The organism is Bradyrhizobium sp. 147 (assembly GCF_023073935.1).
Taxonomy (GTDB): domain Bacteria; phylum Pseudomonadota; class Alphaproteobacteria; order Rhizobiales; family Xanthobacteraceae; genus Bradyrhizobium.
The window spans coordinates 1-12,430 of record NZ_JADPKL010000011.1; the positions used below are offsets into that span (position 1 = coordinate 1).

A 12,430-nucleotide genomic window follows, 5' to 3' on the forward strand; every position below is an offset into this window, starting at 1 on the left:
ATCGAGCAACATCGTCGTCTCCAGGTTGAATGGATGCAACCTCAGTCTGGCCTCAGACTTGGTCGCTATCCACCCCCATGGAATCTTCGCGGAGCCTGTCATCGGGCCGCGCTTCGCGCGGACCCGTTGGCTCGCAATGACGGGTGTGGCGAAGTGTCGAACACACTTACGCCTTCGATTTTTCATGCGCCCGCAGCTCGTCGACCAGCACCCGCACGTTCTCCGAATAATCGATCGGAATCGAGACGAGGTGCACGCCGCCCTCCTTGAAGGCCGCCTCCAGCGTCGGGCCGAAGCTGTCGATGCTCGCGATGCGATGTCCCTTAGCGCCGTAGGCGTTGGCATAGACGACAAAGTCCGGGTTTCCAAAGGTCATGCCGTAATCGGCGAAATGATCGACCGCCTGCTTCCAGCGGATCATGCCGTAGGCGTTGTCCTCGAGCACCAGCACGACGATATTGAGCTTGAGACGGACGGCAGTCTCCAGCTCCTGGCTGTTCATCATGAAGCCGCCATCGCCGGCGACCGCGAGCACACGGCGGTCCGGATGGAGCATCGCGGCCATCATCGCCGACGGCAGGCCCGCACCCATCGTCGCCAGCGCATTGTCGAGCAGCAGCGTGTTGGCAACGCGGGTGCGGTAGTTGCGCGCGAACCAGATCTTGTACATGCCGTTATCGAGCGCGACGATGCCGTTCTCCGGGATCACCTGGCGGATGTCGTGCACGATCCGCTGCGGTGTCGGCGGCCAGCGCGGCTCGGTGGCGCGATCGGCGATGTGCCTGAGAATCTCTTCGCGCAGCGGCAAAAGCGCCGCCGCCTGCGGCAGCTTGCCTTCGAGCCGATCGGCGAGCAGCTCCAGGCTCGGGCCGACGTCGCCGACGACCTCGGCGTCGGGAAAATAGACCAGCTCCACGCTCGCCGGTGTATAGCTCACGTGAATCACCTTCGGCCCCGCCGGCCCCATGATGAAGGGTGGCTTCTCGATGGGGTCGTGGCCGATCGCGACGATCAGGTCGGCGGCATCGATCGCGTCATGAACGTAGTCGCGTTCGGACAGCGCGGCGGTCCCCATATAGAGGTTGGTGCCGCCGGGCACGGTGCCCTTGCCCATCTGCGTGGTGAAGAAGGGAATGCCGGTCCGCCGCACGAAGCTTGCGATGCCATGCGTCGACCGCGGCCGGCTGGTCGCAGCGCCCATCATCACCAGCGGACGCTTTGCAGCCAGGATCATCTTGGCGGCACGGTCGAGCGCGGCACGATGCGCGACCGGAATTTCGATCGGATGGACAGGGATCACCGGGACGGCGGATACTTCGTCGCCCGCGATATCTTCTGGCAATTCGAGATGAACCGGCCCGGGCCGTTCTTCCATCGCGACGCGAAAGGCGTCGCGCACCACGGTCGGGATGCTGGAGGCGCTGACGATCTGTCGCGACAGCTTCGTCAGCGGCTTCATGGTCGCGACCACGTCGACGATCTGGAAGCGCGCCTGCCGGCTGCTCATGATCGGCTTCTGACCGGTGATCAGGATCATCGGCATCGCACCGAGATGCGCATAGGCCGCGCCGGTGGATAGATTGAGTGCGCCGGGTCCAAGCGTCGACAGACACACGCCGGGCCTGCCGGTCAGCCGCCCATGCGTGGCAGCCATGAAGGCGGCGGCCTGCTCGTGGCGCGTCAGGATCAGCTCGATCCTTGAGGTGCGGAGCGATTCGACGAGATCGAGATTCTCCTCACCGGGGACACCGAAGATGCGGTCGACGCCCTCGTTTTCCAGCGCGGCGACAAACAAGTCCGATCCTTTGACTTTGTGGTCCTGGCCGCTCATGTGGTCTCCGCTTCCTGTACGTCCCACGCTCCGGGAGCGGCCGCATGGTAGCGGCTCACGGCACGGGCACAACTCACAAAGAGGCGCGCGAGAGCTCCAGTCTCGTCATTGCGCGCAGCGAAGCAAGCCGGAGTCTTTCCCGGATCCATTTCTGCACTGCTTCGCTGCGCTCGCACTGAGAGCGTGTGGAGCGACAGCCTCAACCTCTCGCGTGTCCCGGCCGCGGTGTGGCACGCGTGACCGGCGGCTCGCGCGGCATCGCCGCGGCGATCTCCCGTCGGCTGGCGCAACGGAAGCGGTTGCGATCTGCGCCATGCGAGGACCTCTTGACCTGCCCAAAGCGATTGACAGCAGGAGATACCTGACTAAAGTCAGACATCATGCTCGACCCCGTCTCCCGCGTCCGCCGCTTCAACCGCGCCGTCACATCCGCTGTCGGTGCGCTGGATACCTGGTTCCTGGGCCGCGGCCGGCCGCTTGGCGCGGCGCGGGTGCTCAACGCGATAGGCCACGGCCGCTCGGACGTGGCGGAGATCCGCGACTATCTCGGTCTTGATTCCGGGCTGATGAGCCGGCTGCTTCGCAGCCTCGAGGACGAAGGGCTGATCGAGACCAACGCACGCGAGGACGATGCGCGCCGGCGCATGGCAAAGCTCACGCGCGCGGGCCGGCGCGAGTTCGCAGCCTATGAGGCGCTGTCGAACGCGCAGGCGGGCGGCATCCTCGCGCAACACTCGCAAGCCGAGGCGCTGCTGGCAGCGATGGACCTGATCGCCTCCGCGCTGACGCGCGAGCGTGTCAGGCTGGACGAGATGGACCCGCAAAGCGCGGAGGCCCGCTATTGCCTCGGCGAGTATTATGCCGAGCTCGGCCGGCGCTTCAAGCAGGGCTTCGACGTGTCGCGCTCGCGTGATCCCGATGCCAAGGACATGCGCCGGCCGCGCGGCACATTCATCGTTGCGATCTCGGACACGCTGCCGATTGGCTGCGTCGGGCTGAAGGGCACCGATCACGGCTATGCCGAGATCAAGCGGCTGTGGGTTGCGCCCGCCGCGCGTGGATTGCGGCTCGGCCGCCGCCTGATGGATGCGACCGAGGATGCTGCGCGCGAGCTCGGCATCACGCTGCTGCGGCTGGACACCAACAGCGCGCTGCCCGAGGCCGGCCAGCTCTACCGCAGCACCGGCTGGCGCGAGATTCCTCGCTTCAACGACGATCCCTATCCCGATCTGTTCTTTGAAAAGCGGCTGTGACGCCGCGAGGCGAATTCGCCTCCTGCTGCGTTATCGTTGCAGCATGGGAGCTTCACGATGAACAGCGCCGACCTCGCCGACCGCTATCGCAACTACATCGCCTGCCTGAACCGGCAGGACTGGCCGGGCCTCGGCCAGTTCGTGCATGACGATGTCGTCCACAATGGCCGCCCGCTCGGCCTATCTGGCTATCGTGCGATGTTGGAGCAGGACTTTCGCGATATCCCGGATCTGCGTTTCAACATCGCGCTGCTCACCTCAGATCCACCCACCATCGCCTGCCGGCTGGCATTCGACTGCACGCCGGTCGGACAATTCCTGGGGCTCGAGGTGAACGGCAGGCGCGTGTCCTTTTGCGAGCACGTCTTCTACACGTTTCACAATGGAAAGATCCGGCAGGTCTGGTCGGTGATCGACAAGGCGGCGATCGAGGCGCAGCTCTGATGCTGCGCCTCGATCACGAACTATGCCGGCGCCGCTGCCACCTCGCCTTGCGGCTTTGCGAACGGGCGGAACGTCATTGCCATCAGGAACGCCCCGAGACCCATCGCCCAGGAGGCGATATAGAGCCAGGCATAGCTCGAGAACGCGTCGTAGATCAGGCCGCCGGCGAGCGGACCGGTTGCCATGCCGAGGCTGCCGGCCATCGCCGTGCCGCCGATCACCGTGCCCATCATCTTGAGCGGAAAGTTCTCGCGGATGAGGACGGCGTAGAGCGGCATGGTGCCGGCATAGATGAAGCCGAAGACGGCGCCGACCGCGTAGAACGTCGTGAGCTGATGCGCGAAGACGTAGGCGAGCGCACCGAACGCCTGGAGCAGGAGGCCCGAGACCAGCACGCGCTTGGCGCCAAAGCGGTCGCCGAGCACGCCGAAGGCGATGCGGCCGCCCAGGCCGGCAAAACCTTCGATGCTGTAGATCGTCACTGCCGCGACCAGCGGAATGCCGCAGCTCACGGCATAGCTGACGGTGTGGATGATCGGACCGGAGTGGGTGGCGCAGCAGAAGAAGTTGGTGGCGAGCAGGATCAAAAATTGCGGCGAGCGCAATGCCTCGCCCATCGACATCTCGCCCTGCCCGGCCGCGCCCGTTGGTGCGGCGGCCGCGTGCGCGAGCGCCGGCGGACGGCGCACCAGGAACGAGACCGGGATCATGATGGCGCCGACCACCAGGGCGACAATCTGCATCGAGGTCCGCCAATCATGGCCGGAAACGAGCCAGGCCGCGAACGGCGCCATCGTCATCGGCGCCATGCCCATGCCGGCGGACACCAGCGACACGGCGAGGCTGCGATGGGTCTCGAACCAGCCGGTCACGGTCGCCATCATCGGCGCGAAGATCGCCGCGCAGGCCGCCCCGACCAGAAGGCCGAACACGAACTGGAAAACGATCAGGGAGGTCGCATGGCTCGCGGCGAACAGGCTCAGCGCCAGCACGGTCGATCCCGTCAGCACCACCGGCCGCGGCCCGAATCGATCCGTCAGCGTGCCCCAGGCCATGCTGGTGAAGGCCATGGCCAGAAAGCCGATCGTCATCGCGCTGGAGATGCCGGTCACCGACCAGCCGGTGTCCTTGGCGATCGGCTGCAGGAACACCGGCAGCGAAAACATGCCGCCGATCGCAACGCAGCCGAGCAGGCCGCCGGCGGCGACGATCACCCAGCGATAGGGGGATTGGGTCATTTTGGTCTCCTGTTCAGGTCTGTCTCGCGTGGAAGACGATTGGGAACAGCGCCGACCGACAGTGCCACGTCATTTTTGCCGCACGTTTTTGCAACCTGCCAATAAATTGCGAAAACAACCCCATGCACAGTAGCCGGGTGCTGCAAGATCAATGACTTACGGCAATTGCGACGGCGGTTTGACTCAGTCAGGCAAAACACCGGCACAATGGCCCCCTGCGCCGGTTCGCCAGAGGCCATGCCAACCTGCCTGCCGGAGCGCCGTGCGCGGTCAAGCCTCGAACAGGGCCTTCACGTCGTCCTCGGTGAGCGCCGAAGCAATCTGTCCATCGCGCTCGAATAGACTGCCGGCCAGCGCCCGTTTTCTGGCCTTGAGCTCGTCCATCTTCTCCTCGATGGTGCCGGCGGCCACGAGTCTGTAAACAAACACTGCCTTGTGTTGTCCGATCCGATGGGCACGATCGATCGCCTGTTCCTCGACCGCAGGATTCCACCAGGGATCGAAGATGATCACCGTGTCCGCCGTGGTCAGATTGAGGCCCACCCCACCCGCCTTCAGGCTGATCAGGAAAAGCTCCGCCGAACCGTTCTGGAAGGTTTCGATCGCCGCCTTGCGGTCCTTGGTGTCACCAGTAAGAAGGCTGTATCGCAGGCCATTGGCATCGAGGCGCCGCCGGATCAGATCGAGCATGGAGGTGAACTGAGAGAAGACGATGATCTTCCGGCCCTCGCTCAACAGCTCCGATACCATCTCCATCAGACGTTCGAGTTTGGCCGACGGCCGCTCCACGCCATCCCGCAACTTCAGCAGCGCCGGATCGCAACATGCCTGCCGCATTCTCAGCAAGGCTTCCAGAACGACGATGTGGCTCTTCGCGAAACCACGGGCCGCGATGGCCTCGCGGACCTTGCGCGACATCGACAACCTTATGGAATCATAGAGATCGCGCTGCGGACCTTCGAGCACGATCGTTTCCAATATCTCGCTCTTGGCCGGCAGTTCCGTGGCGACTTCGGCCTTGGTCCGACGCAGCAGGAAGGGCTTAACCCGCTGCGCTAACGCTTCAGTGCGGACCTTGTCACCCCGTTTCTCGATCGGCGAGCGCCATTGGCGCGAGAACGCCGCCTTGTCCCCGAGATAGCCTGGATTTGCGAAACTCATGATCGACCAGAGTTCGCCGAGATGATTTTCCATCGGCGTGCCCGTCAAACAGAAGCGGTGCGCTGCCTTGACATCCCGCAACCAGCGAGTGGTGGCGGCGTCTGGATTCTTGACGGTCTGGGCTTCATCCAGCACGGCGATGTGCCATTCCCGCGCCAGAAGCACCTCCCGGTCTCGCGCGATCAAGGGATACGTGGTCAGCACGAGATCATGCTCGCCAATCGCCGGGAACTTCTCCTTGCGCTCTGGCCCCTGAAGGACGAGGACCTTCACGTCCGGGGCGAACTTCTGCGCTTCGGCTGACCAATTGGTCATCAGGCTCGTCGGCGCGACAACCAGCACAGGATTGGTGAGCCGTCCCCGCTGCTTTTCCAGCGCGATCAACGCCAGGATCTGAATTGTCTTGCCAAGCCCCATGTCATCGGCGAGGACGCCGCCCAAGCCGCTCTCGCGAAGCAGGTCGAGCCAGGCCACACCCTGGGCTTGATAGGGTCGAAGCGTCGCCCGAAAGGTCGGCGGAAGGTCGGGCGCAGTCAGCCCTCGCGTCTGAAGCAGGCCAGCGAGACGACGGAGATTGTCGGCCCCGCGAAAAACAAAATTCTCGTTCTCCAGGCCCAGCAGCGGAACGACGTCGGCCTGCGACAGCCTGATCTTCTTCGACCCATCGGCGAGAGTGCCGTTCATGTGCAGGCTGTGCAGCGCCAGCACCAAAGGCAAAAAGCGATCGGCGGCCAGCGCCAGTTGGCGGCCGTCGGCGAGCGGGAGATAAAACCGGTCGCCCTTTTCTGCGAGTCGCCGCAACCGTTCTGGCCTGAAGTCGGGCGCCGATACCAGCGCGGCGACGTGCGGGGCAAGATCGTGGCGCTCGCCGTCGATGTCGATGCCGAGCGCCAGTTCGAACCAGTCGATACCGCTCGATTCCAGCGCGGCATCGAAGTCGCCGGAGGAGTCCGCGAGCCGAAACGGAAAGTCCTCGTCGACCAGAATCTCGAAGCCTTCGGAGCGCAATCGCTCGGCATGCTGGGCGAGAAAATCGAACCAGCCGCCCTGGTTGCTCAGCGTGAGATCGTTGGCATGACGGAAGTCGAGCGCCGGCAGTGCCGTCCTCGCGTCACGAAGACCAATATCCGCCAGACGCTTGCGCGCTTGCTTCTCCTTACTTTGTCGCCGCGTGATCGAAAACAGCTTGCCGGCCTGAAACAGCTCCACCCGGCTCGCTCGCTGGGTTGGACCAATATCGAAGCCGCCATAGCGGAATCCGAGGGTAGCGACCGCCGCCGGCCCGTGCTCCTGGTTCCCGCCGCGGGAGTAGGAATAGTAGCTCGCGACGTGACCCAGCCGCAGCCGCAGCACCGGATGAGGATCCTCTTCGATTGACACAGCGACGGTCGGCGGCGCAGGCAAGAGGCCGTGGTGAGATTCAGGCAGCTTCTGACTGAGGCGGCGCGAGACCTCCTCCACCTGCGCGCGCGGAATGGCGGGAGCCGAGAGGATTTTGAAGGCCAACCGTGGGGGCAGGCCCGATTGTACCGGCCCGATCAGGCCGGCGGCCTCGTCAACGTACACCGGCGGCTCGGCGTTGAGCGCGACCGCCCCGGGGACAAGGAGATGAGGCGTGAGACCGCTCTTTCCCGTCGATCGCCACTCGATCCGGCCCGAGCGCGCGTCTGCCCACGTCAGCGGGCTCCGCTTGTGGTCAAGCCAAAAGGCCCTGCCAGTCGCGACAATCCGCTTCAGCAGTTCCTCCGAATAGGGTCCCTGCTCGTAATAGCTGCGGGTGCCGGTCGCCACTTGCGTCATGATGTCGATGTCGACATCGCGGAAGTATTTCGGCGCCCGCTCAGCCTTGAACTCGTAGAGGCTGGGGCTGGTATAATTGTCAGCGAAGCCGCCGCCCTTCAGCACACGGACGGACCGCAGGGACAATTCAAGCCGCGGCATCGCGTGGTCCGATGGCTCCAGGCAGTACAGCAGGCACTGATTCTGATCCGCGCCAGCCCCGTCACCCCGCACCGTCCGGCCAACGCTGTCGATCCAGCTGGTGAGCTCGGACGAAAGAACCGGAGGCGCCATGGGTGCGTTGCTGGCAGCCTGCGTGCCCGCTGCCGGGACCTCCCTCCCACTCAGCACCTCCAGCAGCGTTGCAGCGACATGCTTGCAATTGTACTCCATCGGACAACTGCAATCGCCATCGAGGTCGACAAGTTCGTCACCGCTGAACACCAAGACGATATCGACCTCATACCTGTTTGCTCCGCTGCCGCGCACCTGCGCGCTGACATGTTTCAGGTCATCGCTGACCTTGAGGTTCGAGACACGGCCCTGCGCCTGATAGGAAACCGCCTTCTCCATCGCCGATCGGCTGAAGTAACTGTAGATCGACTTGCGCTTGAGAACGTCCGAGAGCACTTGCAGAAATTCCGTGGTCTTTGAGCTTTCAGGATAGCCCCTCCGCCCCGATCGTTGTAGCCGACTCCTCCCGCTTGCGAACAGGAACCTGACGCCTCGGGCCCTGACCGATCGAGGCGGCGCAACAACGGAGTGCTTCAACCATGCATGAATGGTAAGAACCCGGCATGACCATCCGTTCCATCGTCCGCTACCCCGACCGCCGGCTCGCGATGCCTGCACGAGCCGTCAGCGCATTCGACGACGGCTTGCGCAAACTGGCGGCGGACCTGTTGGAGACGATGCGGGCGGCACCCGGGATCGGCATCACCGCGCCGCATGTCGGTGTGCCCTTGCGGCTCGTCGTGCTCGAGCTCGACGCCAGGGACGGTCCCCTCACCTACGTCAATCCGGTCGTTGAATGGGCCTCACCCGAGATGATCCTGCACCGCGAGGGCAGCGTCTCGATGCCTGGGGTCAACGACGAGGTGCAACGCCACGCGCGGGTGCGGATCAGCTATCAGGATCTCGACGGCAACATGCATAGCGAAGAATCGGACGGCCTGCGGGCCGTCTGCCACCAGCATGAGATCGACCAGCTCGACGGCGTGTTCTGGATCCAGCGGCTGTCGCGGCTGAAGCGGGAGCGGCTGGTGAAAAAGTACGAGAAGACGTTGCGGGGTCCGTGATGCATTCACTCCCGCTTGTGTAGGGCCACTGCGGTCAAGCCGCGGCATGACAGCGCGTGCGGGGCGCGAGCGTGCGACGCGCGGCCTACCCGACCGCCATCAGCTCCTTCGCCAGCGCCATGTAGGCCGGCAGTGTCACGGGATCGTTGGCGGCGTTGCCCGCCATGGGATGCGAGGCATAGCGGGCGATCACCATCTCGGCTTTGGGATCGATGTAGATGCCCTGGCCGTGGACGCCGCGCGCCATATAGGCGCCGTGGGCATTGTGGCTGACCCACCATTGATTGCGGTAGGACGCGCCCGGCAGCGTGGTGTAGCCGGCCGGCTTGAATTTGTGGGGATCGCCGCCGCGCGCGATGTCCTCGACCACAGACGAAGGCACGATCTGGCGGCCGTTGAAGCGGCCGTGATTGCGCATGGTCTCACCGAAGCGGGCGAGATCGCGCAGTGTCGTGGAGAGACCGCCACCGCCGCTCTCGGTGCCGATGCGGTCAACGTGATAATGCGCGTCCTCCTCTGCACCCATCGGCTGCCAGATGCGCTCGGAGAGAAGATCGGACAGGGTCATGCCGCTGACGCGGCGGCAAATCCAGGCCAGCACGTCGGTGTTGACGGTCTTGTAGGCAAAGGCCTTGCCGTGCTCGCCCTGCTTCTTCTGCGCGATGAGGAAATCGAAGATCGTGGTCGCGCCGTCATAGCCCGGCGGGATCGGGGCCATGCCGTTCGCACGTCGCAATCCCCACACATCCGAATTCTTGTCGGTGTAGACTTCGGTGTATGCGAGCCCCGTGGTCATATCCATGACCTCGTGCACGCGCGCGTCCCCAAACGCGCTCGCCTTCAGCTCCGGCACATAATCCGTGACGGGCGCCTGCGGATCGATCCTGCCCTCGGCGACCAGCATGCCTGCGAGCACCCCGGTGAACGACTTCGTCACCGACATCGCGAGATGCGGCTTGTGCGGCTTCAAGGCGCCGAAATAGCGCTCATAGATCAGCTTGCCCCGATGCAGCACCGCGATGCCGTCGGTGTAGGTCTCCTCCAGCATTTTTGCGAACGTCATCGGGCGACCGTCCATCGTGGTCGAGGCGACCGCGCCGATGTCATGCTCCTCCCGCGGCAGCACCGACGCCGGCCCCGCCCCGCGCCAGACGTTCACCGTCGGCACCAACTGGCGGATGTTGCTCCAGGCCCAGCGCAGTTCGGGGAAGCTGCGGAACGAGCCGTCCTGGAAGGTGATGATGCGGTCGGCTGACGGCGGGAAGCCGCGCATCCAGCCTAACTGTTCGGGATCGGTCTCCGTGGCGGCGGCGAGAGATTGAGGGGCGACGATAGACATGAACGTAAGCTCCGGGGCTGGCAACGCCGGAATCGTATCATGAGCACGCTAGACGTACACCCAACGCCAGCGCTGGGGTGGTCGGCGGCGGAAGCTGGGCGCCCATTCGTAGAATAAATAGAGCGATCGATATCCGACTCCCGAACCAAAACACACTCCAGGTCACAACGACGGGGCAACGCCGATCATGCGATCGAGCATTTATGGGCCGATGCCTATTTGCGGAAAATTCAATGCCGTGCGAACGGAGCGATCAACTCGCTACGGAGTTGGCTTCAACAAGACGCAAACATCGTCACTTGGCGTCATGATTGTCGTCCGCACTTTCGCTCGGGTGATGCTGACACGGAAGTTTTGACGCGCTTGCGTCATCGATCCATCGTGAAAATTGCCGGACACAATTCGATCAGGATTAGCTACGATCTCGCGTTTCACCCGCTTTGGCCAGCCTTCGAAAATGATGACCTCGTCGAACTGTTTCCCCTTCGCCTTGTGCATGTTCATCACGACGACACCCGCTTCCGGCTTGTGTGCTGTCGCGAAATGCTCATGAACGAAGGCTTGGCGGGTGATCTCAAGGGCATTCCGATATCCGCCCCCATCGCGCCAGTCCTGCGCTAATCCCTGGCGAAGCAGGGTCCCTCGCTCAAGAAGTCGGACATTGCGCACCTCCCTCGCGACATGGTTCAATCGCGGGCAAGCTCCGGCGCCCAGCACAGCCCGCATTGCCACCCAATCTGCGTCGGGGTCCCCCGTGAGCGCCAGAGCCGCTGAAGCTTGGTGAGCGGCAAACGTGCCTTTTAATACACTGTTGCCCGGCATCGGGCGGCCTTTTGCAACGCACTCATTCCATTTCGCCAACGCCGCTCGAAATCGCTTAGCCTCGTCCATGTCGCCCTTAGTGGGCGTCGCACCGCCGCGGCCGTGAAAATAGCTGCAAAGTAGCTCGACAAGTTTGTCAAAGCATCCGGCATGGCCGCGCTGCTGCAACAAGAAGGCGACAATCTCAGCGGCGAGGATCGGCCCCTCCATATCGACAGCTGCCGTGTGCGCAATAGGCGGGACGTTTCCGAACGGTTCGCGCAGCACGTCAGATACGAGGCGAGTCATCCTTTTGGTCGGCACGAGTACCGCAAGCGACCAGTCCCGTCGACCCGCTTCAATCAAACGCTTGCGGGCTTGCAGGACCTGTCCAACGAGTGACGTGTAGGCTTGATTGGGGTTGGATTCGAAGGGCGCGTAGGCGATTCCTTTGTATTCGTTCTGACGGAATTTTCCGGTCAGAATGTCGTTGCCAAACAATGTGATATCAGTGCCTTTGCTTCTATGATTGTCCGCGGCGAGATCGTGGACTGATGGTGCGAAAGCGGCTGTGAAGTGGTTAAGCCTCTCCGGATCAGCCCCGATGAAATCGAAGATTCGCTGCTCTGGGTCGGCTAGAGCTATCAGCGTGCTACTCACGCCTAAGGCCTGTACCGCTCGCCATTGGTCGGCGCTCGTGTCCTGAAATTCATCGAGAATGATGTAGGGGTACATCGTCGAGATAAGCGACCGGATCTTGTTAGAGCCGTGAAGCAAGATTGCCACGCGGTCTGCGAACAGCTCGAAGCAAACCTTTCCCTCTTCGGTTGCGAGTCGAGCCCGCTCTGCGTCCTCACGTGCGCGCTTCTGCGCTTTCTCCTCATTCGACAGTTTCGAAGCCGCTTTATAGCCACTCCGTACGGCGGACAGAGCGATTGCCTCGTTTGATGGCGTTAGGATCGTTATCCGCCGCGGAAAGCCGATCAGGTAACCGTGGGCTTTCAGAATGCGCCAGAAGAACGAATGATAGGTATCGACCTCGATCCTCCGTCGCTCCTCACGTGCGATCGCAGCCTCCTCGTCGATCGCCTCCAGCACGCGCGAAACGGTCGCGCGGGCGAAACTGAGGAAAAGGATGCGCTGGCCGGGCTTCAGCGCCTCACATGCAATTTTCGCGGCCTTGAGAATCGAGACGGTTGTTTTTCCAGAGCCGGGCCCACCGGTCACGAGGTGATGCCCGACGGTCCGAATGACTTTCTTTTGAGCCTCGGTCAGCTCGACCATGA

General features: G+C 63.3%; 8 protein-coding genes. 3 read left to right on the forward strand and 5 right to left on the reverse strand.

The genetic code is table 11. The features are described 5' to 3' along the window. Nucleotides 1-166 precede the first annotated feature (166 nt). Nucleotides 167-1,831, reverse strand: a complete 1,665-nt coding sequence (locus IVA87_RS02620; protein WP_247304374.1) for an acetolactate synthase large subunit — start codon at nt 1,829-1,831, stop codon at nt 167-169. 380 nt (nt 1,832-2,211) lie between these two features. Here IVA87_RS02620 and IVA87_RS02625 point away from each other — a divergent pair, with 380 nt between their 5' ends. Then, the gene (locus tag IVA87_RS02625; protein ID WP_247332655.1) at nt 2,212-3,084 is read left to right on the forward strand and encodes a bifunctional helix-turn-helix transcriptional regulator/GNAT family N-acetyltransferase; all 873 of its coding nucleotides are present in this window, start codon (nt 2,212-2,214) and stop codon (nt 3,082-3,084) included. A gap of 57 nt (nt 3,085-3,141) precedes the next feature. Continuing rightward, nucleotides 3,142-3,528, forward strand: a complete 387-nt coding sequence (locus IVA87_RS02630; RefSeq protein WP_247304378.1) for an ester cyclase — start codon at nt 3,142-3,144, stop codon at nt 3,526-3,528. Nucleotides 3,529-3,548: 20 nt separating this feature from the next. On the opposite strand, the gene IVA87_RS02635 is transcribed toward IVA87_RS02630, so the two are convergent. Both IVA87_RS02635 and IVA87_RS02640 read right to left on the reverse strand, forming a co-directional pair. Then, the gene (locus IVA87_RS02635; protein WP_247304380.1) at nt 3,549-4,766 is read right to left on the reverse strand and encodes an MFS transporter; all 1,218 of its coding nucleotides are present in this window, start codon (nt 4,764-4,766) and stop codon (nt 3,549-3,551) included. A gap of 270 nt (nt 4,767-5,036) precedes the next feature. Further along, nucleotides 5,037-8,279 (reverse strand): DEAD/DEAH box helicase, encoded by a 3,243-nt coding sequence (locus tag IVA87_RS02640; protein ID WP_247332698.1) that lies wholly within the window; start codon nt 8,277-8,279, stop codon nt 5,037-5,039. A gap of 224 nt (nt 8,280-8,503) precedes the next feature. Between IVA87_RS02640 and IVA87_RS02645 the strand changes: the two genes are divergently transcribed. Further along, on the forward strand, nt 8,504-9,004 hold the full coding sequence (locus IVA87_RS02645; RefSeq protein WP_247304386.1) for a peptide deformylase: 501 nt from the start codon (nt 8,504-8,506) through the stop codon (nt 9,002-9,004). Nucleotides 9,005-9,089: 85 nt separating this feature from the next. Here the strand turns inward: IVA87_RS02645 and IVA87_RS02650 are convergent, their stop codons facing one another. Together IVA87_RS02650 and IVA87_RS02655 are read right to left on the reverse strand one after the other, a co-directional pair. Next, on the reverse strand, nt 9,090-10,343 hold the full coding sequence (locus IVA87_RS02650; RefSeq protein WP_247304388.1) for a serine hydrolase: 1,254 nt from the start codon (nt 10,341-10,343) through the stop codon (nt 9,090-9,092). Between the two features lie 261 nt (nt 10,344-10,604). Then, nucleotides 10,605-12,428 carry an ATP-dependent helicase gene (locus IVA87_RS02655; protein ID WP_247304390.1) on the reverse strand — a complete coding sequence of 608 codons (1,824 nt, stop codon included), beginning with the start codon at nt 12,426-12,428 and terminating at the stop codon, nt 10,605-10,607. Between the last annotated feature and the right edge of the window lie 2 nt (nt 12,429-12,430).